This window comes from Sulfobacillus thermosulfidooxidans (assembly GCF_001280565.1).
GTDB classification, from domain to species: domain Bacteria; phylum Bacillota; class Sulfobacillia; order Sulfobacillales; family Sulfobacillaceae; genus Sulfobacillus; species Sulfobacillus thermosulfidooxidans_A.
In genome coordinates this window covers 120931-144133 of record NZ_LGRO01000001.1, presented here as the reverse complement: position 1 = coordinate 144133, position 23203 = coordinate 120931, and the positions used below count along the sequence as shown (strand labels likewise).

The window sequence follows — 23203 nt, the reverse complement described above, 5'->3', positions numbered from 1 at the left end:
TATATCCCAAAATGTCTTCAGAATTTTTAAACTGTTTCCTTCCGATATGCTGTATGAAGAAGTCGGGTTTCAGATGGCGCACCCATAATTCGAATGGGCACATGGTCCTCGCCCACCATCAACACCCCTTCTCCCACCCCGGCTTGGGCAATCCGGCTAACCTCTCCTTCATGTAATCGTAAAGACGCGGCCAGTTGCTGCAGGCTTTCGGGATGTTGTTTGAGCAGCAACACTATCGGGGCATTTCGTAGACATACTTCTGCAGTTTGAGACCGAACAAAGTCATTCATATCCTGCGTAATCAATGACAAGGCTGTTCCCCATTTTCGAGCTCGTCGAAATAGGGATTCAAGATATTTGGCCGATTCTTGATCCGTTAGCAGATGCCATGCTTCATCAAAGATAATGAGCCGTCTGGAACCTGAAAATGTTTGACGTGTGAGCCATTCACTGATCGCCAGATATGCGGCATTTTTCATAGACGTTGTGAGATGACTTAAGTCGAAGACTTGAAAGTGGGGATTAATCGATTCCCGTGCTTCAGTCCCCACTAACGTACGCCACCGGGTAATCGCCATATCGAGTTGTTCAGCAAGTTCTTTATCACGGCTTAAAATCTCTTCGAGAACGTCGGAAATGTCCACTGTCAAGGGTGTGACAGACCACGTGGGAGAAGATGCCGATTTCCAATGTGACCACAAAATGGGCGGTAAAATCATTTTCAACCGATTCTCTAAATGGGGCAACAACCGGGACAAGAAACGGATCAGAAAATCGCTGTCATGCTCGAAATCGTGCGTTTCTCGAGACATCGATAACGGATCGAAAGGAAAGCGGTTATCGTGCCCCTGGCCTATGGACCATACATCCGCCCCTACCTCGCGGAATACCGTGTATTCTCCTTCCGGATCAATGATATAGACAGGCAATTCCTGATAGCGCGCACGCAAAACCTCCAATTTTGCCGCGTAACTTTTGCCCGCTCCGGACCATGCAATCGTAATCGAATGAGGCGCGGGCATAAGAAATCGGTTGACCAAAATCAGGGAATGGTTTTGGGGATTTGTCCCCCATAATATTCCTTGGTTGTGAATAATCTCTTCCGAGACCAAGGGAAAAAATGTCGCCCAGGTGTCACTTTCCATTTCCCGAACCAATGAAGGATGCTCTCCAAGTGGCCATGTCCACTTAAAACCTTGCAAATGCTGAAAATGTAACGGGCGAATCGTTATAAGCATACTCTCGCACAGGTTTTGTAACATGGCCGTCGCTTCGTTTAATTCATCCCGTGTTGCCGCCCATAACGTCATAAATAATGAGGTTTCCAGAATGCGTGCATCCCCCCGGGCAAGCTTTTGTCGAATACGTTCGGCATCTTCAATCGCCGTTTCTCTGGAGGGATCACTCAAATGCCCTTGGGCTTTTCCTGCATTGTCTAAGCCTCGGCTCCACAAAAGATGACGCTTCATCGAGCGCAAAACTATCTGTGGCGGTAAAGGGCCTTGATAAAAAGCAATAGTAAGTGGATAGGGAAACCGTAAGAGTGAGTCAAACCATCCGGGATAAACTTGGCGGGGATAACTTACCGCCATAAAGGAACGTGTAAAACGATTGCCGACGCGAAGCTCTCGTGGTCCCACTTCAATAAAATCTGGCCAAATAATGTCAATATCTTGAATCACGCGGCGACGGCGGTATAAACGTCTTAACTGCAATAGTTTTTCCCTGGTTTAGATTCCCATGAATTCGATTTCGGATGAATTCAATAGGTTCGCGGCCGGTCCTTATGCCTTTGCAATGACCTTTTGTATTATCCCAAGACGCACGCCGTTAGTGAGACGCCAAACTACTGTCCAGCGAGCCATCACGAGGGTATAACGCCATTTTGCGCGAGGATTCGGCACACCAGGTGCCCTCCTTTCTCAGAGTTCTTCTTATTTCGGCTCTGGGTTTGAAACACCCGTTACAAGCCAGAGAGTATTCGACCAGGAAAGAAAAGACCTGGGAACATTCAGAGTTCAGGACCCTTCATTGGCAGTTTGGCCTTGACCAAAACTGGATTGCAAAAAGTGCAAGGTATTCACTTGGTCAAGTGTTTGCAGCCGGATACCTAACGGTCTTAATCCTTGAATGAGGATTTCCCGTCGCCGGATCAATTCTTGTTCCGCTTCGTCCCAGAGTATTTCCCCACGAATGCGTGGTATTTTTCGCGATTCATGCCCTTGCCACGCCATCACAATATAAAATCGACGTTTAACTAATCGGTTGACACTGACTGTCTCCCGTAAAAATTGAATATAATCGCCGAGGGATGGGCGAAGATGCGCTTCAATGGCGTCTTCATGACTTTTGAGGTCGGCAAGATATTCATCCACGCGTAAAAAATCGGAACGGACAAAGAGCTGAACAGGAAAGTTGAGTCCATTAAGGAAATTAGCATATCCCTTTATTAACCGTTCTTGCTCTTGGGGGGCGCGCAAAGCAAAATTTATGGGAATCGCTTCCAAAATCGCCACATACCGATCTTTATGCACCAGACAGATGCCTGGCCCAATGGCCCGAATAGGAAATAACCGATTCAGGTAAATATCCATCCCCTTTTTCCTCCTCGAATTATTCTTGTTATGGCAAATAACGCCGGGGCCGGCAAAGAAAGAGACCAATCACCATCAACCACACCGGCAGGGTCCGAGATTGAATGCGCACCATTGCGAGTGAAATCCCTCCGATGAAAATTAATGCCCGTTCCATGTCCAGTGCCGCCTCAGACCATTTCCCGTGCCGCGATAATAAAATGTCAAGGGCAATGGATGCGGCGGGCCAAATCAAATCCTGAAGCCGCATTCCGGCCATAATTGGAGGATCAGCCTGTAAAGGAATAGCAACAATCCGGTAAGGTTCTTTAGACATTTTGAAATCCTTTCGTGCCCCGCACTCAGCACGCCTTATACGAACTTTCAAGTTGCCTTAACACGCAAGACCCTATTGGAAAGGCTCTATGGTCCGGCCGTGCCTACTAAACGGCGTAATTGTTGGGGCAATTTAATCATGTAATAGAGCAACCCGATTTCTTCGATTTGGCCCATGAGAGTATCAGAACTAGCAGCAACCATATGAACAAATAAATAAAACACCATAGCCTGAATGCTTTGAATAAAGATGGCTATCAAAAGCTCTTTCATTAACTTGAGAAGCGATGACATACTCACTTGTGTCATCCCAAATAATCCAAACCATGGCAGAAGTGCTAATAATACCACGATTTCCACGTTACGAATCACATAATAGGCTCCTAAGATGGCTAATAACGCGACAATAGCAATCGTTAGCACGACAATGGTTATCGGATCGGTTAAAGATGCCAGGTGAGATGACAGATGAAACGAGAGCACCACGGGCACCCGTAATGCTTGCACAATCGCATTATTGAATGCGAGAAGTGCATTGATGAATGGCACCGACAAGATAGCCCAAATAATTTGTGTCAGGCTCCGGTGCAATATCACCACCGGTGACAATCCCAAGCCTTTTGCATGCAATTCTGGCCACTGGGACTGGATCAATGCGATAACAATAAACGCAGTACTTGCCATGATCGCTAAATTTCGACTCAAATCAAATAACTGATAAGCCGATGCGGATAACACAAAGGGGTAAAACACACTGTGTGTGAGCACGATTTGACTAAATTTAATCAAACTATGATTTAATCCATTACCCGCCCATACTAACAACGACTGTAAGGGGCTAAATGACGATGAGGGTACAGGATGGATATTAGCTGGCAGCATATTGAAGAACCTGACGAATCACATCGACCAGTAAAATCAGGACGAGACCTGTAGCTGCACGAGTCATCAGTTCTTTCGCCGCTTGAACACTACGAGGACTTTGGGCAATCATGAAACGAATCCCTCCATATACCATTACCAGGGAAAATAATCCCCCAGCGATATCAACTAAAAGCGTGGTCAGTTTGGTTATTAACGACAATACATGTGCTGTAGGCATGTGAGATCCTCCCGTCTGGTCGTACCGAATTAGGCGGCCCGGCTGCTCCGGCTTTAACAATGAGGTGGACTGATGATGCTGTAAGACTTGGGATTATCATAGCGAAGAACTCTTTCAGATTTCCTGTAGAACTTCATGGGGCGTAAAGGGCAAATTGTATTTAGCGAATGCCAAGTCCATTTGTGATGAAACAATACTAGTCGGACGGGGGGTAATCCATGGGGATGCCCATTAAAACAGACTTGAAGCATTCTCAGGGATCCAAGCAGTTTGAGTTAACCAAAAAATGAGGCTGGGTCGGTGATAACCCAGCCTCGTGTCATATCTTATTCTTTAGCACGTTGACGGTGTTTGAGTCGTTCTTGTCGCCTTTGCTCGGCTTGATGAAAACGCTCAATTTCTTCGGGCGTTTCGAGAATCAAGCGCGGTACCTCAATGGGTTTACCGTGATCATCTAACGCCACAAAAGTGAGATAGGCTGTGCTGGTTTTTTTGATGTCATCATCATGCATGTCTTCCCGGTACACATCCACGCCAATTTCCATAGATGTTCGTCCTACCCAATTGACTTGAGCAATCAGCCGAACCACTTGACCGACTTTTACCGGGTGTATAAATTCCAACGAATCCATTGACGCAGTAACAGCCACATGGCCTGCATGACGAGCTGCAGTAATAGCAGCTGCCAAATCAATCCAGTGCATGAGGCGCCCACCTAAAATATTTCCCAGTTGATTGGAATCTCCGGGCAGGACCAATTCGGTCATTTCTGTTCGAGAAAACGATGGCGTGCGTCCCTTATCCAATTCAATCGTTCCTTTCCTTTTGTCCTCTTGCCCTCTTGTCCGCGTATGCGCGACCGTTATGGGGTGATAACCAGATGGTATAAGCGTGTCCTCAAATCAACATCCTACCATCAGGATTGGTAAGGAGGGAAATTGTGTGAGTATTAAGTCGGGACGGATTCACCTTCGGCAAAATGTTTCCAAAATTCACCAGAGTTTTCAAAAAGATCTCGGAACGTTTACACTGACCCTTTTGACGATCGGCGGCATTATGGGTTCGGGACTTTTTATGGCCAGTGGTCTCGCGATTAAACGGGCCGGTCCTAGCATTCTCGTCCTTTATGCCATTGGATGGATTGCTATGTACCTCGAAATTTCCGCTCTTGGCGAAATGTCTATTGCCTCCCCCACTCCTGGGTCATTCTTAAACTACACCAAAGTGGTCTTAGGTCCCGGGTGGACATTTGTGGCCGGTTGGATTTTTTGGTTTTCCAGTGTTTTAACCATGTCCAGCGAAGTCACGGCCGCGAGTCTTTTCTCACGACTATGGTTTCCCCAGGTAGCGTTATGGATTTGGTCGTTATCTTACTCAATATTTATCGTCTCAATCAACTTCATTAGTGTCCGTGGATTTGGCACGATCGAAGGGGTCATGGCCGGCGTGAAATCCATTGCTGTGCTACTTTTTGTTGGCGTTGGAGCTTTAGCGGTAACTCACATTCTTCCCCTCACCCCTCACCACATTGCTCCATGCGGTTTTTCCAGCTTCACGCACTATGGAGGTTGGATACCTCATGGATGGCTTGGTGCAGCCCCAGCGTTTTTACTAGTATTATTTGCTTATGCTGGAACCGGAGTTATTGGGTTAGCGGCTGCAGAAACCAAAAATCCTGGAAAAACCATTGCCCGTACCATTCGCTGGACCATTGGGCTCGTGTTTGTCATGTACTTGGGATCCATGATACTGATTTTAAATTTGGTACCATGGAATCACATGTCATCATCCGTCTCTCCTTTCGTGTTAGCCATTCGAGCAACGCATATACCTTATGGCGCGGCAATTATGAATCTCGTCTTACTGTTCGCCGTATTGTCAACGATGAACGCCGCCCTTTATTCCAACGTACGCGTATTATATGGGTTGGCCCATGCTAACCAAGCGCCTAAACTCTTAGGAAAGTTAAACAAAAAAGGGGTGCCTGCCAATGCCATTTGGATGAGTGCGGGACTGCTTGCCTTAACAATTGTTCTTGCTTATGTATTACCAGCCAAAGCCTATGGCTATTTAGTCACCGCAACGGGATTTCAAGCCATGTTTATCTGGTTTATGGTTCTCCTTACCCAGCTCTATTACCGGCCGTATCTGAAGCGACACCATCCCGAGCGTCTCACCTATACATTGTGGGGTTTTCCATATACCACGTATTTGGTCATTGCCATCATTTTCATTGGTCTTTTGGCTTCCCCATTCGCTCAGGGGGAAGCGATGGGGGCTATCGTCGGCTTTGCTGGCATTCTGGTGGCCTGGATCGCTTGGCTGTTCTTACGTCATCGCCTCAAAGAGGCGATGAACGAGTAAGCACGAAATTGCTTCAAGATGGACGGTGTTCAATATTCATTGCGTACAACCTTAGCTATGTGATTTTTGCATAAGTCGTGAACCGCTCCCGTCTTCGCTTAGAAACGGGAGACTTCTGCCACAAGTACGGCAAATAGTTTTTTGCCAAAATCCGTTTGAATAGCGGCAGGTCATGCCCTCTTTAACGTGTTTTAATGAGCAGCGAGCAGGACTCTACATGGTCAGTTCGCGGAAACATATCGACGGGTGTGACGCTTTGGAGTTCATAATCGGGACGTAATAAGGCAATATCCCGAGCCAATGTATCAGGATTACAACTGACATAAATAATCCGTTCAGGTGCCAACTGCTTCAAGGTATACAATACGCTGGCATCAACACCTTTTCGTGGAGGATCCATCACGACCACTTCTGGATCGGGAAGCTGGTGGTGTGTCGCAATCTCTTCGACAGGGGCGGCGATAGCCGATACATTGTTCAAATGGTTAAGAGCAAAATTTTTCTTAGCATCCGCGACTGCTTGCGCATTAATTTCAATGGCATAAACGGCTTGGCTTTTCGGACTCATCAATGTGGCAAGAGTACCTACCCCGGCATAAAGATCCCATACAATTTTAGCCTTCTCGGGCACATGCTTTAACGCTAGCTGGTATAATGTGCTGACTTGTTCGGGATTGACCTGGAAAAACGATTCAAAAGACACGTAAAACGACATGTCCAGGATTTTATCGATGATGGTTGACGTCCCAGCCAATAACTCGGTATGGGTTCCGAGAATTCGATTAGTCCGTTCAGGGTTAATATTTATTCCGACGCCAGCGATATGCGGGTATTGCCGCATTAATTCCTCGGCAATGTTTTTGAGTCGGGGATCTTGGTTTGTCGCGACAAAGAGTACCAGCATATCCCGGGACCATTTTGACGTGCGGATAAGCACATGCCGCAACAATCCTTTGCCCGTGGACTCATCGTACGCGGATAAACGGTACGGCGCAACTACTCTGGGCAAATCTTCCAACATATCACTAATAGCCTGGTCTTGGATCAGGCAATTGTCCAAAGGAACGAGGTGATGACTGCGCGATTGATAAAGACCTAACTGGAGTTTGCCGTCAACATATCCCCAGGGAAATTGCCCTTTATTCCGGTAATGATCGGCTGAAGGTGCCGCCACTATTGGTTCCACCGGTGGGCTCTCCAGTTTGCCAATCCGTTTCAGGGCTTGTTTCACCCAGTTTTCCTTGTACTGCAATTCTTGTTGATAATCCCAGTGTTGAAAGGCGCAGCCGCCGCACTGTTCAAAATAAGCACAACTAGGCTCAATCCGACTGGAGCTCGCTTGAATCACCTGATTTAATGTTCCCCGGGCATATTGTGATTTTACTTGAGTCAGCTGAGCAAGAACCCGTTCCCCCGGTAATGCGCCGTCTACAAAGAAAATGCGCCCATCAGGCAGGTATGCGATACCTTGACCATTTTGTCCCATTCGCTCAATGTGAACCTCAATCTGCTTCGGTAAAGTTACGTCCATCCGTTTATTCACCTGCTAATAAGACGTGATTATCAGATATTGTCAACGGCTCTCCCAAAGGGACAGTCCAATTATTCACACCATGGCCAGCGGGAAAGTTATACCATGCCGGAACTCCACATTCTAACGCCATCTGGTATACAATCTGTTTCACTGTCAAAGGGTCCGTATCATTGCCGCATCCCACCCCTTCTCCCCATACAATACCCCGAATTCCTTCCAGACAACCCGATAATAGGAGCTGGTGAAACATCCGGTCGACGCGGTAAGGAGCTTCATTTACGTCTTCGACAAAAAGAACCGCGTCATTCAGACTGGGAAAATATGGTGTCCCAACCAGGGAGGTTAATACCGTTAAGTTACCCCCATGCCAAGGAGCCGTAATCGGGGCGTGAGATGGGTTTAACACCTCCATCGCCCGTGTTGGCCAACATGTCTTTGTCCCAGCGAGGACATCAAGTGCTATTTGCCCATTCTCATGGGTCCAATCGGATTCCATGACGGGGCCATGATATGTAACCCATCCATAACGTGTAAAAAAATAGGCATGCAAAGCGGTAATATCGCTATAGCCTAGCAAGCACTTGGGATTAAGATGAGAAAGATCAATCTGATCTAACAACGGTAAAAGGCGAACACTTCCATAACCTCCCCGTGCAGTAATCACAGCATCCACGTGAGGATCGGATAAGGCGTCCACCAAATCTTGGACCCGGTCGGTTTCTTTGCCCGCAAATATTTCATGTTGGTCCAAGACATGGGCACCTTGACTCACCGTATATCCACGGTGAGTCAAGAAATCTTGAGTGATCTGCAAGTTCTTTGGATTCACTATGCCCGCAGGAGCAACAATGCGAATGTGAGCGCCAGGCTTTAATGGTTTAGGCTTTTTCCGCATAGGCCTGAATAACTTCTTTCAAAATCGCGTTGACCATATCGGGTTTAGCCTGTCCATTGGTCTTTTTCATGACTTGACCCACTAAGAAGCCCAAGGCTTTTTCTTTTCCACTAAGGTAATCTTGAACAACTTGGGGATGGTGAGCCACGGTTTCTTCGACGACCTGCGTAATCGCATTGTGGTCCGTAATTTGACTCAAGCCCAAGTCCTTAACTACCGTGCGTGCTGGTTGTTTGCTTTGGTACATATGGTCAAGAACTTCTTTGGCCATGCGTCCTGACAGGGTACCTTCATCGATTAATTTCAGTAACTCCACAAGATTCGTTGGAGATACGGGGGATGTCGCAAAACTATCGCCATGGGCATTCAGCAAGCGTGACAAATCCGACAGCATCCAGTTTGTGATTTGCCGCGCATCACCACCGTATTGCGATGTTGCATCCTGCCAAAAAGCCAGTGCTCCTTGATCGGCTAAAATGATCTCGATATCCTTGGGCTGGACTCCTTGCGCCTTTAATTCTTCACGAATACTCATCGTGGATGGCGGCAACCTATCAGCTATCTCTTGGATAAATGCCTCATCTAATACCAAGGGAGGCAAATCCGGTTCGGGAAAATAGCGATAATCGTTCGCTTCTTCTTTGCTACGCTGAGAATAGGTTCTGCCACTTTGATCGTCAAATCCGCGCGTTTCTTTCACAATACGTTCGCCACGAGCCAACAATTCCGCCTGGCGTTCCACCTCATATTCAATGCCCCGTTGCACATTGCGAATGGAATTGACGTTTTTGATTTCAACACGCGGCAAATCTTCTAACGATCCTGTGTAGTCTTTCGGGCGTAGGGATACGTTAGCATCACACCGCATCGAACCCTCTTCCATGCGCAAATCAGATATATCTAGATAACTTAAGATATTGCGTAATTCCGTGAGATAGAGTCTCGCTTCCTCGGCTGAGCGCATATCAGGCTCCGATACGATTTCAATGAGGGGAACTCCGGCCCGGTTGAGATCGACTAGAGAACCTTTTGCGTCCCCAAGTCGTTGACCCATGTGATTTAATTTCCCGGCATCTTCTTCCAGATGAATACGCCGTACCCCGATCGTCTTGACGACTTCGCCATTCTCAACAATGGGCACAGACCCATGTTCGGCTAAAGGCTGATCATATTGTGAAATTTGGTAGGCTTTGGGTAAATCGGGATAAAAGTACTGTTTGCGATCAAACTTCGAGTACGGATGTACCGTGCACTGAAGAGCCAATGCTGCTTTGGTTGCATATACCACTGCTTGTTGATTCAAAACTGGCAATACCCCAGGCATCCCTAAACAAATAGGACAGGTATGGGTGTTAGGTTCTGCACCAAATTCCGTAGAACAACTACAGAAAAGTTTTGACTGGGTCTTGAGTTCAACGTGCACCTCTAATCCGATGATAACCTCATAATTGTTGTTCATAAGTCGCCTCCTAAAGACGGCCAAGGCCCTGATGGCCAAAGTTCTTCAAATCCACGGGCAATTTGCAATAACCGACTCTCTTGTAAGGCAGGTCCAAGCCACTGGACTCCGACAGGAATCCCTGAAATCAAACCGGCCGGCGTGGAAATCCCGGGAATCCCCGCTAAGTTGGCCGTCACCGTGAATACATCAGAGAGATACATTTGGAGGGGATCTTCGCTCTTTTCCCCAAATTTAAATGCAATGTCGGGGGTTGTCGGGGTCAAAATCACATCCACTTGACCGAAGGCCAATTCAAAATCTTGGCGGATGAGCGTCCGAACTTTTTGCGCTTTAAGGTAGTAAGCATCATAATAACCAGCCGACAGAGCATGCGTACCCAGTAGAATACGGCGAATGACTTCGGGACCAAATCCTTCAGCTCGAGTCCGCTCATACATTTCTAGTAAGTCGTTTCCCTGGGCCCGGAATCCATAACGAACCCCGTCAAAGCGCGATAAATTACTCGATGCTTCTGCAGGGGCCACTAAATAGTAGGTGGCAATGGCATAATGCGTGTGAGGCAAGGAAATTTCGACCAGTTTCGCTCCTTGCGCCTCCAATGTTGACAAAACTTGATGGTAGCGCTCCTGAACACGGGGATCCAGGCCCTCTCCGTCATATTCTTTAGGAATCCCTATCCGTAATTGATTCCACTGAACCGGTTCGGCACTTCGTGGCTCTATGGGTTGTGTCAAAGATGTGGCATCCAAAGGATCATGCCCAGCGATGACTTGATATAATAACCAGGCATCATCCACACTCCGCGTCAATGGACCAATTTGATCCAAACTAGAAGCAAAAGCAATTAAACCGTAGCGGGACACACGCCCGTATGTGGGCTTAAAGCCTGTGACCCCGCAATAACTAGCTGGCTGGCGAATAGAACCTCCGGTATCCGAACCCAAAGCGGCTGGAACCATTTGTGCGGCAACTGCTGCGGCCGATCCCCCACTAGAGCCGCCCGGCACCCTCTCCAGGTCCCACGGATTACGTGTCACATGGTAGGCCGAATGCTCTGTCGACGAACCCATGGCGAACTCATCCAAATTGGTTTTTCCGATGATGATAGCCCCGGCAGCTTCCAGCCGGTTAACGACAGTCGCATTATAAGGCGCCATGAACCCTTCTAGAATCTTGGATCCGGCGGTTGTCGGCATGATCGTCGTTGTCATATTGTCTTTGATGGCTATAGGAACACCGGCTAAGGGCAACCGTTCTAATTCGTGTGCAGGCAACTGATCAATTCTCTTTGCCTGGGCCTTGGCGTATTCCAAGTCGATGTGTAAAAATGCTTGAACTTGCGGCTCGACGTCCTCTATACGGTCACTAATCGCCGCGACCACATCGCTTGCCGATAATTCTTTATCGCGAATGCGGTAGGCGAGCTCATTGACCCCTAATTCATGAATCACCATTATTCCTCGCCTCCATCCATGATCCTCGGCACACCGAACATGTTGTCGCGGGGATCGGGGGCGTTTTTCAAAGCCTCTTCCACGGGCAAAGAAGGACGGACAATATCCTCCCGCAAAGGCATAGTCATCGGTATAACGTGCATTGTGGGTTCAACTTGATCGGTATTTAATTCATTGAGTTGAGACATATATTCGAGAACTGCGCCTAAATGAACCGTCATTTGCGCAACCTCTTCCGGTTTTAGCTGAATTCGAGCAAGACGCGCCACATGCTTCACTTGTTCTTCAGATAAAGACACATTTCACCCCTCCATAACCTACCAATTATAACATGGCTCAATGCGCTTTTAAAAATGTCGTGGTCATCTCCCTCTTGCCGGTTCCCAAAGAAATCGCAACAATACGGAATAGGCTACGTCATTAGCGGGAAAACGGAAAATAACGGTATTGACGCTTTGGATTCTACAGCATTTGAACACGATGACTAAAGGTGGGAAACAATGATCTCAGTCTCCAAGCGAAAATTTTGGATCGTGGGCATATTGATGGTATTGGCACTTTTGCTCGTGTATCCGCAAAAAACCCGTGAATATCACATTACGAAAACTGGCACGATTAGTTATATAGGACAAGGATTTGATGGTGGATTCATGGAAATTAAGGTCGGTTCGACTATTTTTGATAATCCCGTTATTAATACTCCCTCAAATTTGATGGTCACCTTGCCGCCTCATCTGCATATTGGGCAATATGTGAGGGCCTCTGGCAAGTGGGTTGCCAAGGTGCCTTGGTGGACATTTTATCGTCCCGCTCCTCCCCACGTCGTGACATTGACCGCGATAAAAAGCCTTACGCACTGAAGAGACGAAGGGCCAAGTCAACTACCCCGGCCTAAAGGCCGGAGCTTGCGACTCCCCGGAAGTGCAAGCGACAGCCGAAGCCCTCTCCTTCCTTGCATTGGGGTCGCATCGTAGAGTGGTTGACCCCACCCTTACGATCGGGAGCTTGCCCCGGTCGTGCCTGTCCCCCGGTACTCGATTCCCAGACGGTGCAGGTTCATGGCGCCAATGCGGTCATCGTTCGGCCGGTACTGGCATTGTTGACACGTAAAGCGGTGTCGGCGCTTATCGCGATGGCTTCGGCCCACGTGTCCGCACTGTGGACAGGTTTGCGAGGTCTAGCGCGGATCCACGGCCACCGTGCGCGCTTGCTGCAAGGCGGCCTTATATTCGATCATCTGACGAAGCGGGTAAAACCCCCACGACACGGACCCATACCGATCGCGTCGCCGAACTCGCTCCGTCGCCCCGCGAATCCCCGTCAGATCCTCGAGCACGAACAGCGTCTGGGCACCATACGGGTTCACGAGTGCCTTACTGACCTGACGGTTGTATTTCGATAAAAAACACAGGACAGCGATATAATCCGTCCTGTGTTTTTTCAGGTGATGTCCCCTTACCGATAATGGCAGGCCACCCAGTGACCTGGAGCCGACTCTTTAAGAATAGGACGATCCACTTTGCATTTTTCCTGAGCGATTGGGCAACGCGTGTGAAACCGGCATCCTGAAGGAGGATTGACTGGGCTTGGCACATCCCCTTGTAAGATAATCCGTTCCCGCTTGATATCCGGATTGGGAATAGGTATAGCTGAGAATAAGGCTTCGGTATAGGGATGTAACGGTTTATGATAAATTTCTTCAGAGGTTGCAATTTCGACCATTGCGCCTAAATACATCACACCCACACGATCTGAAATGTGACGGATAACATTCAGCCCATGGGCAATAAATAAATAGGTCAGGCCAAATTCCTTCTGCAAATCCTCAAGGAGATTCAAAATCTGTGACTGAATCGATACATCCAAAGCCGATACCGGTTCATCAGCCACGATTAATTTAGGATTCAAGGCCAAGGCTCTGGCGATCCCGATACGCTGACGCTGACCGCCAGAAAATTCATGGGGATACCGTCTTTTGTGATAGGACGCCAACCCCACAACCTCAAGCAACTTCCGAACACGCTCTTCCCGTTCCTTGCGGTTGCCAATGTGGTGAATAACTAACGGTTCTTCAATAATTTCCCCAACAGACATGCGAGGATTTAGGGACCCAAAGGGATCTTGAAAAATGATTTGCATTTCTTTGCGTAGGGCACGCATTTCTTTTTTGCCGAGCCGCGTGATATCTCGGCCCTCAAATTTTATGGTGCCTGAGGTGGGTTCAATGAGTCGCAACACGGCACGACCTGTGGTCGTTTTTCCACAGCCCGATTCACCCACCAATCCTAAGGTTTCTCCCCGGCGCAAATCAAAGCTAACCCCGTCGACGGCCTTAACTTGCCCGACAACGCGGGAAAACAATCCACCCGTAATAGGGAAATACTTGGTGAGATCCCGTACTTCCATCAAGATGTCGTTAGCCTTTTGATCTTGTAAAACGGCGCTCATGAAGCCGCCTCCTTACCACTCGGTTGTTTTTGGGGATCTACATGTAACCAGCAACTCACTTTGCGACCTTCAGATACCTCTGTTAACACCGGAGCTTTCTCACGACAAATATCCATAGCCTTGGGACAACGGGGAGCAAAAGTGCATCCCTTAGGCAAATGCAAGGGGTTCGGAACCGTGCCTTCAATAACATGTAATTTTTCCGTCGTCGGTTGATCCAAGCGAGGAATCGAATCTAACAAGCCCTGAGTGTATGGATGAAGAGGCTCCCGGAATAGTTCCGCTGTCGCACTCTCTTCCACAATTTTTCCCGCATACATAACCACGACCCGGTCCGCCATTTCCGCTACCACACCCAGGTCATGCGTAATCAACATAATGGCGGTATGAAATTCCCGTTTCAGCTTCCGCATTAAATCGAGAATCTGAGCCTGGATTGTCACGTCAAGCGCTGTGGTCGGTTCATCAGCAATCAGCAACTGCGGATTACACGACATCGCCATAGCAATCATGACCCGTTGACGCATACCTCCAGACATTTGATGGGGATATTCTCGCGCCCGTTTTTCCGGTGAAGGAATACCAACTTCACGCAGCATGTCAACAGCGCGTTTCCATGCCTCTTTCTTATCAACCTTTTGATGTAAAATGACAGCTTCTGCAATTTGGTCCCCCACGGTATAGACCGGGTTAAGAGAGGTCATAGGCTCCTGAAAGATCATGGCAATATCATTACCCCGGATCTTTCGCATCTCTTCAGGAGACTTCTTTAACAGATCTTCCCCATTGAAGAGAATTTCTCCTCCCACAATTTTACCAGGCGGGCTGGGAATCAATTGCATAATTGAGAGCGATGTCACACTCTTGCCACACCCTGATTCCCCCACAACGCAGAGCGTCTCTTCCGCATTAATGTAAAAGCTGACTTGATCGACGGATTTCACCGCTCCATCTTCGGTGAAAAAATGGGTGCTTAAATTCCGGACATCCAATACTCTCTGCGGCACTCCGTTCGCTCCTTCCTCGCTCACGCGGTTATCAAACTAATGGTAATAATGACGACATAATCCGACAATTAACTAATCTCAATCATTATAAGGTCTGATAGAAACTGCTGCAATGGTCGCAGCTTCCTGCGACGAAGTTTGGACAATTATCCAATGTCGCCTCCCCCATTTGGATCATTGGGAATATCTGATGCCTAAATTCGCCATGCGTTCATAAAATTCCTGCTCACTAAGGATTGGCACCTGCAACTCTTTAGCTTTTTCTAATTTTGATCCTGGCTTATCGCCGGCAATAACCATTGCCGTCCGTGACGATACCGATGAGGCGACTTTGCCACCCAGTTGTGCAATCCACGCTTCCAGATTTTTTCTAGGCATCTGCACAAAACTTCCCGTAACAACAATTGATTGCCCACTTAAAACCTTCTGGGTACTGTTCTGATCGCTTGAGACTGTATCATCAATCATATTGAGCCCCAAACTCTTAAGGTTTGCAATCACTTCTTTGTTCAAAGGTTGCGATAAAAATGTCACCACACTATCCGCGATGCGTTCTCCCACATCAGGAATCGCCAAAAGGTCTTCATAGGGTGCGGCTTCCAATCTTTCCATGCTTCCAAAATGACTTGCTAACAATGATGCGACGCGTTGGCCTACATAACGCATTCCTAATGCAAAAATAAGGCGACTGAGCGAGCGCGACTTACTTTGCTCAATACTTTGAGCCAGTTTTTTCGCAGACAATTTCCCAAATCGAGGCAGCTGCAGTAGGTCTTCTTCTTTGAGCCGGTAGATATCATCCACCCGTTTGATTAACCCCGCATTGAGTAAGAGATCAACGGTCTTTTCTCCCATCCCTTCGATGTCCATAGCGTCACGGGATGCAAAATGGATGAGTGCTTCCCGCAATTGAGCCGGGCATGCCATGCCTCCGGTACAGCGATAAGCAGCCTCCCCGGGTAGACGCACAACATCTGAACCACATGCTGGACATTTTTTCGGAAATTCAAAGGGCACAGTGTGAGGAGGACGCAACGTCTTTTCTACCCGAACCACTTCTGGAATGATCTCGCCGGCTTTGCGGATAAAGACATAATCCCCAACACGGACGTCACGTTCCCGAATAATGTCTTCATTGTGAAGTGACGCGCGGCTCACGGTAGTACCCGCAACGTGAACGGGTTTCAAAATGGCTGTCGGTGTTAATACTCCGGTTCGACCTACCGAAATTTCAATCGCAAGAACTTCAGTTAAAACCTCTTCCGGAGGAAATTTATAAGCTACCGCCCATCTCGGTGCTTTTTGTGTTTCTCCCAAGATCGCTTGTTTGGATAAATCATCTAATTTAATGACCAGACCGTCGGTGTCGTAATCCAATGTGTGCCTGTTATTATCCCATTCCCGCACATAATCCATAATCTCATCAAAATTCTCGCAATAGGCAAAATGTGGTTCAACTGGCAATCCCACCGTTCTCAGAAATTCAAGCGCTTGATGTTGCGTAGTAATTTGTGATGAGAAATCATTGGCTTGGTTCCATTGCCTTATTTGATAAAAGAATGCGGACAGTTCCCGACTAGCTGTGACTGCCGGATCAAGTTGGCGTAAAGATCCCGCCGCCGCGTTGCGGGGATTTGCAAATACGCTTTGTCCTTCCTCTTCGCGTTTGGCATTTAACGCCATAAAAGCACTGCGAGGCATATAGACTTCACCGCGAATTTCAAAGCTTACGGGTTGATGAAGTATTTGCGGGATGGTTCGAATCACACGCACGTTTTGGGTAACATCTTCGCCGCTTAATCCATCTCCACGAGTTGCCGCTTGGACGAGTTTACCATTCTGATAACGGATTACCACACTGAGTCCGTCAATTTTCAATTCACAGGTGAACTTCGGCGTGTCTTCTGCCAGCATCTGGCCAACCCGGTAATAGAATTCGTGCAGTTCATCGGCATTGTGCACGTTGTTTAAACTCAAAACCGGAGGGGAAAATGATACGACCCCCATAGCCGGGTTGACCTGACCGCCAACCTGATTAATTACCGATTCCGTGCTCTTAAACTGCGGATATTGCTCTTCCAACCGCATCAATTCCTGAACGAGCGCATCATACTCGGCATCGGTAATTTCAGGCTGGTCTAAATCATAATAACGATGATTATGATAGGCAATGCTCTCCCGCAGTTCTTTAATCCGTGCGGCAATGGCCTCTTCATTCGACGTCATCAGACCGATTCGGCTCCTTCACGAGTCAGTTGTGCAAACCGTGCCAAAAAGGACCGGACCCCACCGCCAGGAAACGCAATGGTTAATTCCAGGTCGTCAGCTTCGCCACGCATAGCCACAATAGTCCCCCAGCCAAAACGCGGATGTCGAACTTTTTCGCCGACAGAAACATCCGTTAAGACATGGTTGCGGGCACTGACGGCTCTATCAGCAGGCGCCGCTCTTCTCGGCCGTTCCACAAGATTTTCCGGAATTTCATCCAAAAACCGCGAGACCGGATTTTGTTGCGTTCGCCCTAACATGGTCCGAGTTTTCGCATAGGATAAATATAATTCTTCTTGAGCCCGGGTAATTCCCACATAAATAAGCCGGCGCTCCTCTTCTAATGTGCCCTCGTCAATGGAACGCATGTGCGGGCAAATCCCTTCTTCGAGACCGCCGATAATCACAACAGGAAATTCCAGTCCTTTGGCACTGTGCAAGGTCATCAACCATACACCGCCCTGATCCTCTTGAGTTTGATCCCAATCGGAAACTAACGCGACCCACCCTAAAAATTCTCCCAAATCATGGATGCCTTGTTCTTCTTCAAACCGCTTGGCTTCCGACAATAATTCTCCAATATTTTCTACCCGATCTTGAGCTTCTCGGCTCCGGTCTTGCCGGAAAAGCGGCATAATGCCACTTTCTTCCGCCACGCGCCGGGTCAGATCCGCGAGCGAGTTATCCAAATAAGACCGCCAGGATTCGAACAAATCATGAAGTTCGTGACAAGCTTTTTGAGCTTGGGCCGAGAGTCCAGGGATATTTGCAGCCTGACCAAGCGCATCATATAACGATAGCTGATTGGCGTCTTGGTATTGTCGGATTTTATCCAAGGCGACATCGCCAATGCCTCGCCTGGGAAAATTGATGATTCGGGATAGCGAAAAATCGTCTTGAGAATTAAACAAAACTTTCAAGTATGCCAGAACGTCTTTAACTTCTTTGCGTTCATAAAATTTCTTGCCGCCAACCAGACGGTAAGCCAACCCTGCTCGGGCCAAAGCCATTTCATAGGCTCGCGACTGGGCATTAGTCCTGTATAAAATCGCACAATCGGACAGCGAATGCCCCCGTCTTACGGCTTCATGAACCATTTCTGCAGCAAACCATGCTTCCGATTCCTCTTCTGGGGCTTCGTACACGCGTATTTTTTGGCCCTCTCCCTTTGTCGTCCACAAGTTCTTTCCTAATCGTTCCTGGTTGTGGGCCACAACAGCATTGGCGGCATCCAAAATATTTTGCGTCGACCGGTAGTTTTGTTCGAGTCGGATCACGCGAGCGCCCGGAAAATCTCGTTGAAATTCAAGAATATTGCGCATATCAGCACCGCGCCATCCATAGATCGCTTGATCATCATCCCCGACAGCACATAAATTTCCGTGCTTTTTGGCGAGATGCTGAATCAGACGGTACTGCGCTAAGTTGGTATCTTGATACTCATCAACAAAGACGTAACGAAAACGATCCTGATAGTGTTCGAGCACCTCAGGAAATTGATCAAACAACCGCACCGTGAGATAAATCAAATCGTCAAAATCTAGAGCATTGAGCGCTTTTAAGCGTTTTTGATATAGTTGATAGACTTGTTGCACATGTTGGTCTTGGTAACTTTGGCTGGGGTATCGCTCGGGTGAAATAAAGGCGTTCTTGGCCCGGCTAATGGCGTGTACAAACTGCGCGGCCGGCCATTGTTTATCGTCCCAACCTAATTCTTTTATAATTTCTTTTATAACCGCTTTGGCATCATCGGCATCATACACCAAAAATTGTGGCCCATATTCGAGACGCTGAATATCTTGCCGCAATATTCGCACAGCAACAGCGTGAAAGGTTCCTACCCACATGCTGCGAGCAATATCCCCAACGAGTCGCTCAATGCGTTCTTTCATTTCTCGGGCGGCTTTATTGGTGAACGTAAAAGCTAAAATTTGATGTGGATAGGCTAAACGTTGATCGAGTAGATAGGCAATGCGGTATGTTAACGTTCGAGTTTTCCCACTACCTGCCCCAGCTAACAGCAAAAGTGGTCCCTCGGTTATTTCACAAGCTTCGCGCTGACGGTCATTTAATGCGTTCAATAAATCCATGATAGCCTCCCGTGATGTCCTCATTATCTATTATATCACGGGAGTATAAGGGCCTCTTCAGCAGTTCTTTATCCACGTCTTTGATTGTTAGGCCACCAGATCAGCTTGAAGTCCCTTCTCAATCCGTAGAGCTCTTGATCATTGGACCCGCGACTTAGTGCACGCTTTCTTCTCGCATAAACATCGGCTTCAGATCATGGGGCCATTGGTTAAAATGCACATGCACCGCAAGAGGATGGTGATCTTTCTCCACCGTGAAAAACCCGCCGCCGTCTGCTTTTGAAGACACAATGCGGAGCAAGGATTTAGCTATTTGAACCAATTCTTTCTCGGCCACAAGTTCATTGGGCAATCGGTACCATAAAGTCAGAACATGGTCATTCCTCCGGGCAAAGCCCTTGATGCGGTCTTGCCAAAAGAATCCCGACTCGGTCAGCAACTGCAGAGAATTCACCGCATTACCCTCCTGACGCATTACCGTATTAAAGAGCGCATGCAAAAAATTATTGGTCTGCCGAATTCAGCTTGTCGAGGACCCGCCGATATCCATCAGCCCCAAACGCTAAAGCCCGCTTCACCCGTGAAATTGTGGCCGATGATGCACCAGTAACCCGGGCAATGTCATCATAGGTTTGACCTTGATCAAGCATTTGCGCTACAGACAACCGTTGAGCGATGGATTGAATTTCTTGCACCGTCAAAATATCTTCAAAAAACGCAAAACACTCATCTTCAGTCTCCAAAGACAACACTGCACGGCATAGTAATTCGGTCTCCGGTGTCTTTAGCTTCACGTTCATAACGCGCCTCAACCTCGATTTCGGTATTAAATTTAGATTTTAACTACACTATACCGAATTGGGGACTAAAGAAAAGAGGGCATTTTCATTCGAAAATTGTCGTAAACTGATGTCAGTTTATGATATTCCACGATTTTTGCATAAATTATCGTCAATTTGCTGGTCGACGCTTCAGGCATTCTGCGTTATGGTATCTCCTGTTTCAATGAGACCGGCCGGTATTGCTCAAAACAAAAAATCCAAAAAGACGTGCTCAATAGGTAGGAGGACCATTTTCGAATGCGCAAACAATCTGTGGCTTTAATATCGACTGCCATTATCATTCCAGCACTTTTGGCGGGATGTGGAGCCTCATCGGCAGGCAGCCAATCCCCGTCTACCGTCTCCAAAACTATTACCGTCGCGTTACCTGCTCAAGTCAGTCCGAACTGGTGGTTTCCCATTGAATCCAGCCAGGCTTTTTCTACAGTTAATGGCCAAATTAATGCCCTAATGTATAAACCCTTATTGGACATTTCACATACGGACAGCATTGATTATGCAAGATCCCTAGCATCACAGGTAACCTGGAATAGTAACGGCACCGTTTACACCATTACACTCAATCCCAAATGGCATTGGTCCAATGGGCAACCTGTCACCGCTCAAGACGTGGTATTCACCATTGACTTGATGTTGGCAGCGGCTGGTGCCAACGGTCAAACGCCTCCTTGGCAATATGGTGCAGCAGGAATTGGTGGCATTCCCAGTCGTTGGAAGAGTGTCAAAGCCCAAGGACCGGATACTGTTATCGTGACGTTAAACCAGCCGTCAAACCCACAATGGTTCTTGCATAATGGGTTGGGGCAGATTGACGTCGTACCGGCATCAATTTGGGATGTTCACAAAAACATGACTCAAGAACTAAAGTTCATTCAATCCGTAGCCAATGATCCGGCTTCACCATATTACCAAGTCGTGGATGGTCCTTTTGAATTTTCTGCAACGGAATCTAAAACCAACAATCAGTATTGGACATTTATTCCCAATCCCCGTTACGATGGACATAAGCCCAGCATCACCAAGCTGGTTTACATGTACGAATCATCGCCTGCAGCCGTCTTTGCGGGGCTCAAGACGGGCTCATTAACGGTCGGATATCTTCCCCCATCACTATGGAATTCTCGCAATCAACTCACAACCGACGTGATGGACATTCAGTATCCGTTTGGATTTAACTATATGCTGCCCAATTTGAGTGTCAAAGCACCAGGTGATTTTGGACAAATATTCAACCATCTCTACGTCCGTCAAGCCTTTCAAATGGGCATTAATCAACAAGGCATCATTCAAGCCTTATATCATGATGGCGTACCAGAATATGGGCCGATTCCCTCCAAACCGGCAACCATATTTTATGATCCGCAATTGAAAAATCCGTATCCCTTTAATCCCTCGGCGGGAAAAAAACTTTTGGAAGAACATGGTTGGAAGTTGGTGGATGGGGTCATGACCAAAAATGGTCAAAAACTCGAATTTACCGCGGATTACGTCAGCGGCAGTAATACCGTCACCCATGAAATGGAACTCATCAAAAGTGATCTCGCCCAAGAAGGTATTGTCATCAATTTGGTTTCTCAACCCTTTAATACCATTATTGCTACCGCCACTCAGCAAAATGCGTCCCATTGGCAACTTGCCAATTGGGGAGGGGGCTGGACTTATGAACCGGATTATTACCCCACGGGTGGCGGACTCTTTAGCACCAACGCCGCAGCGAACTACGGAAGTTACAACTCTCAGGAGATGAATCAATTAATCCAAAAGACCTATCAACCGGGAACCCCTGAGCAAATTCAGGCTCGGATGAACGCTTACCAACAATTTGCGGCGAAAAATCTCCCTGTAATCTGGCTTCCGTGGATTCCCACCTTTACGGAACATGCATCCTATCTTCACGGTGTCAACCGTCACTTTAATCCAGTGACAGATCTGGAGTCGCCGAATTATTGGACCGTTAATTAGGCTGACAGGTGGAGCAGCAAGAGCCTGTCAAGAGAGTTTGACTCTTGATGGGCTCTTTCACCGCAATCACTAAACAATGTCACACCAGTTAGGACGATGACTTTGACGAGGACCCTCCGCTCGATCCCGAACTGCCTCCACTCGATCCACCACTGGAACCACCACTTGACGATGATCCCGATGATGAGCTGCTCGGTGAGGATGAGGAGGATTGGCCGCCTGACGAACTTGACGATTTACTGCTACTGGACGATGATGCCATTTTCATCAAGCTTGTTTTTACTGATGAATCAATCATGTCCATAATTTGTGGTGAACTTAAGGCCTTGCTCACATCGGTCTCTAAGGTTTTTTGAAAAGTAGGACTGTTGACAACCATCATTAACGCTTTCTCTAGCGTCGACTGTCCCATGGGGGTCATAAGTGCTTGTTGTAATTGGCTAGTGGAAATGGTTTCGGCAATCATTTTCTGCATTTTGGGCGTCTCCATCTCATCACGAACAGCCTTTTGAATTTCCATGGACGGTTCCTGGCCTGATGAACTCGACCCGCCTGAGGAGGAACCTCCCGAGGATCCTCCTGAAGACGAACTCGAGCCCCCTTGAGACGAAGACCCGCTACTCCCTTGCGATCCTGATGACCCTCCACCTGACGAGGAGGAGCTCGGGCTATGGGATCCTGACGTTCCTTCCGTTTGATTTGTTGAGGCGGTACTTCCGTGCTCTGGAGCAGGAGCTCCCATGGTGAAACTGCAAGCCGGGACAAATGTCAAAAAAAGGCCCATCATTGCCAAACTCAAAATTTTACGCACCTGTTATGCCTCCTCCGAACACACATTGTCATGTGTTCAGAGTGCCCCAAGCGGA

Annotated in this window: 22 protein-coding genes; 4 read left to right on the top strand and 18 right to left on the bottom strand. The window is 47.8% G+C overall.

The annotated features are described in order from the left end of the window. Nucleotides 1-26 precede the first annotated feature (26 nt). The 6 genes from AOA63_RS00705 to AOA63_RS00680 all read right to left on the bottom strand — a co-directional run bounded on the left by AOA63_RS00705 (nt 27) and on the right by AOA63_RS00680 (nt 4778). The gene (locus AOA63_RS00705; protein ID WP_053957908.1) at nt 27-1715 is read right to left on the bottom strand and encodes a VirB4 family type IV secretion system protein; all 1689 of its coding nucleotides are present in this window, start codon (nt 1713-1715) and stop codon (nt 27-29) included. Between the two features lie 303 nt (nt 1716-2018). Continuing rightward, complete coding sequence (locus AOA63_RS00700) at nt 2019-2594, bottom strand: hypothetical protein (RefSeq protein ID WP_053957907.1); 576 nt, start codon at nt 2592-2594, stop codon at nt 2019-2021. Between the two features lie 28 nt (nt 2595-2622). Next, complete coding sequence (locus tag AOA63_RS00695; protein WP_053957906.1) at nt 2623-2910, bottom strand: hypothetical protein; 288 nt, start codon at nt 2908-2910, stop codon at nt 2623-2625. 86 nt (nt 2911-2996) lie between these two features. Continuing rightward, nucleotides 2997-3791, bottom strand: a complete 795-nt coding sequence (locus tag AOA63_RS00690; protein WP_053957905.1) for a hypothetical protein — start codon at nt 3789-3791, stop codon at nt 2997-2999. After that, nucleotides 3778-4011 (bottom strand): pilin, encoded by a 234-nt coding sequence (locus AOA63_RS00685; protein ID WP_020373901.1) that lies wholly within the window; start codon nt 4009-4011, stop codon nt 3778-3780. The genes AOA63_RS00690 and AOA63_RS00685 overlap by 14 nt, the downstream gene beginning before the upstream one ends. A gap of 326 nt (nt 4012-4337) precedes the next feature. Further along, complete coding sequence (locus AOA63_RS00680) at nt 4338-4778, bottom strand: acyl-CoA thioesterase (protein ID WP_242848246.1); 441 nt, start codon at nt 4776-4778, stop codon at nt 4338-4340. Between the two features lie 175 nt (nt 4779-4953). On the opposite strand from AOA63_RS00680, the gene AOA63_RS00675 reads away from it, so the two are divergent. Then, nucleotides 4954-6375: an amino acid permease gene (locus AOA63_RS00675; protein ID WP_053957903.1), complete on the top strand. Its 1422-nt coding sequence runs from the start codon at nt 4954-4956 to the stop codon at nt 6373-6375. A gap of 181 nt (nt 6376-6556) precedes the next feature. Here the strand turns inward: AOA63_RS00675 and rlmD are convergent, their stop codons facing one another. The 5 genes from rlmD to gatC are packed head-to-tail and all read right to left on the bottom strand — an operon-like array spanning nt 6557 to nt 12019. Next, a complete protein-coding gene (rlmD, locus tag AOA63_RS00670) occupies nt 6557-7906 on the bottom strand; it encodes a 23S rRNA (uracil(1939)-C(5))-methyltransferase RlmD (protein WP_053957902.1) in 1350 nt (449 codons plus the stop codon). Nucleotides 7907-7910: 4 nt separating this feature from the next. Beyond that, nucleotides 7911-8804: a S66 peptidase family protein gene (locus tag AOA63_RS00665; RefSeq protein ID WP_053957901.1), complete on the bottom strand. Its 894-nt coding sequence runs from the start codon at nt 8802-8804 to the stop codon at nt 7911-7913. Beyond that, entirely contained in the window at nt 8788-10263 is a 1476-nt protein-coding gene (gene gatB / locus AOA63_RS00660; RefSeq protein ID WP_053957900.1) for an Asp-tRNA(Asn)/Glu-tRNA(Gln) amidotransferase subunit GatB, read from the bottom strand. Before gatB ends, AOA63_RS00665 begins: the two co-directional genes overlap by 17 nt. Continuing rightward, nucleotides 10260-11720 (bottom strand): Asp-tRNA(Asn)/Glu-tRNA(Gln) amidotransferase subunit GatA, encoded by a 1461-nt coding sequence (gatA, locus tag AOA63_RS00655; protein WP_053957899.1) that lies wholly within the window; start codon nt 11718-11720, stop codon nt 10260-10262. The genes gatB and gatA overlap by 4 nt, the downstream gene beginning before the upstream one ends. Further along, nucleotides 11720-12019, bottom strand: a complete 300-nt coding sequence (gene gatC, locus AOA63_RS00650; RefSeq protein WP_053957898.1) for an Asp-tRNA(Asn)/Glu-tRNA(Gln) amidotransferase subunit GatC — start codon at nt 12017-12019, stop codon at nt 11720-11722. The genes gatA and gatC overlap by 1 nt, the downstream gene beginning before the upstream one ends. 201 nt (nt 12020-12220) lie before the next feature. Here gatC and AOA63_RS00645 point away from each other — a divergent pair, with 201 nt between their 5' ends. Continuing rightward, nucleotides 12221-12580 (top strand): hypothetical protein, encoded by a 360-nt coding sequence (locus AOA63_RS00645; RefSeq protein WP_053957897.1) that lies wholly within the window; start codon nt 12221-12223, stop codon nt 12578-12580. Between the two features lie 119 nt (nt 12581-12699). Next, a complete protein-coding gene (locus AOA63_RS20485) occupies nt 12700-13122 on the top strand; it encodes a hypothetical protein (protein WP_431607689.1) in 423 nt (140 codons plus the stop codon). Nucleotides 13123-13175: 53 nt separating this feature from the next. Here the strand turns inward: AOA63_RS20485 and AOA63_RS00635 are convergent, their stop codons facing one another. From AOA63_RS00635 to AOA63_RS00610, 6 genes are all read right to left on the bottom strand, one after another. Next, nucleotides 13176-14168, bottom strand: a complete 993-nt coding sequence (locus AOA63_RS00635; RefSeq protein ID WP_053957895.1) for an ABC transporter ATP-binding protein — start codon at nt 14166-14168, stop codon at nt 13176-13178. After that, a complete protein-coding gene (locus AOA63_RS00630) occupies nt 14165-15175 on the bottom strand; it encodes an ABC transporter ATP-binding protein (RefSeq protein WP_020373911.1) in 1011 nt (336 codons plus the stop codon). The genes AOA63_RS00635 and AOA63_RS00630 overlap by 4 nt, the downstream gene beginning before the upstream one ends. 174 nt (nt 15176-15349) lie before the next feature. Continuing rightward, the gene (gene ligA, locus AOA63_RS00625) at nt 15350-17401 is read right to left on the bottom strand and encodes an NAD-dependent DNA ligase LigA (RefSeq protein WP_053957894.1); all 2052 of its coding nucleotides are present in this window, start codon (nt 17399-17401) and stop codon (nt 15350-15352) included. Then, nucleotides 17401-19533: an ATP-dependent helicase gene (locus AOA63_RS00620; protein WP_053957893.1), complete on the bottom strand. Its 2133-nt coding sequence runs from the start codon at nt 19531-19533 to the stop codon at nt 17401-17403. Before AOA63_RS00620 ends, ligA begins: the two co-directional genes overlap by 1 nt. Before the next feature lie 154 nt (nt 19534-19687). Further along, nucleotides 19688-19987: a hypothetical protein gene (locus tag AOA63_RS00615; RefSeq protein WP_053957892.1), complete on the bottom strand. Its 300-nt coding sequence runs from the start codon at nt 19985-19987 to the stop codon at nt 19688-19690. Nucleotides 19988-20036: 49 nt separating this feature from the next. Further along, on the bottom strand, nt 20037-20333 hold the full coding sequence (locus AOA63_RS00610) for a YerC/YecD family TrpR-related protein (protein ID WP_053957891.1): 297 nt from the start codon (nt 20331-20333) through the stop codon (nt 20037-20039). A 279-nt stretch (nt 20334-20612) separates the two neighbouring features. Here AOA63_RS00610 and AOA63_RS00605 point away from each other — a divergent pair, with 279 nt between their 5' ends. Then, the gene (locus tag AOA63_RS00605; RefSeq protein WP_053957890.1) at nt 20613-22337 is read left to right on the top strand and encodes a peptide ABC transporter substrate-binding protein; all 1725 of its coding nucleotides are present in this window, start codon (nt 20613-20615) and stop codon (nt 22335-22337) included. 88 nt (nt 22338-22425) lie between these two features. Here the strand turns inward: AOA63_RS00605 and AOA63_RS19480 are convergent, their stop codons facing one another. Further along, entirely contained in the window at nt 22426-23148 is a 723-nt protein-coding gene (locus AOA63_RS19480) for a hypothetical protein (RefSeq protein WP_242848245.1), read from the bottom strand. Nucleotides 23149-23203 lie beyond the last annotated feature (55 nt).

Bases quoted from the DNA above. Each gene is read 5' to 3' on its own strand.
- AOA63_RS00700 (WP_053957907.1), bottom strand. From the start codon at position 2,594: ATGGATATTTACCTGAATCGGTTATTTCCTATTCGGGCCATTGGGCCA.
- AOA63_RS00695 (WP_053957906.1), bottom strand. From the start codon at position 2,910: ATGTCTAAAGAACCTTACCGGATTGTTGCTATTCCTTTACAGGCTGAT.
- AOA63_RS00690 (WP_053957905.1), bottom strand. From the start codon at position 3,791: ATGCTGCCAGCTAATATCCATCCTGTACCCTCATCGTCATTTAGCCCC.
- AOA63_RS00685 (WP_020373901.1), bottom strand. From the start codon at position 4,011: ATGCCTACAGCACATGTATTGTCGTTAATAACCAAACTGACCACGCTT.
- AOA63_RS00680 (WP_242848246.1), bottom strand. From the start codon at position 4,778: ATGACCGAATTGGTCCTGCCCGGAGATTCCAATCAACTGGGAAATATT.
- rlmD (WP_053957902.1), bottom strand. From the start codon at position 7,906: ATGGACGTAACTTTACCGAAGCAGATTGAGGTTCACATTGAGCGAATG.
- AOA63_RS00665 (WP_053957901.1), bottom strand. From the start codon at position 8,804: ATGCGGAAAAAGCCTAAACCATTAAAGCCTGGCGCTCACATTCGCATT.
- gatB (WP_053957900.1), bottom strand. From the start codon at position 10,263: ATGAACAACAATTATGAGGTTATCATCGGATTAGAGGTGCACGTTGAA.
- gatA (WP_053957899.1), bottom strand. From the start codon at position 11,720: ATGGTGATTCATGAATTAGGGGTCAATGAGCTCGCCTACCGCATTCGC.
- AOA63_RS00645 (WP_053957897.1), top strand. From the start codon at position 12,221: ATGATCTCAGTCTCCAAGCGAAAATTTTGGATCGTGGGCATATTGATG.
- AOA63_RS00635 (WP_053957895.1), bottom strand. From the start codon at position 14,168: ATGAGCGCCGTTTTACAAGATCAAAAGGCTAACGACATCTTGATGGAA.
- ligA (WP_053957894.1), bottom strand. From the start codon at position 17,401: ATGACGTCGAATGAAGAGGCCATTGCCGCACGGATTAAAGAACTGCGG.
- AOA63_RS00620 (WP_053957893.1), bottom strand. From the start codon at position 19,533: ATGGATTTATTGAACGCATTAAATGACCGTCAGCGCGAAGCTTGTGAA.
- AOA63_RS00610 (WP_053957891.1), bottom strand. From the start codon at position 20,333: ATGAACGTGAAGCTAAAGACACCGGAGACCGAATTACTATGCCGTGCA.
- AOA63_RS00605 (WP_053957890.1), top strand. From the start codon at position 20,613: ATGCGCAAACAATCTGTGGCTTTAATATCGACTGCCATTATCATTCCA.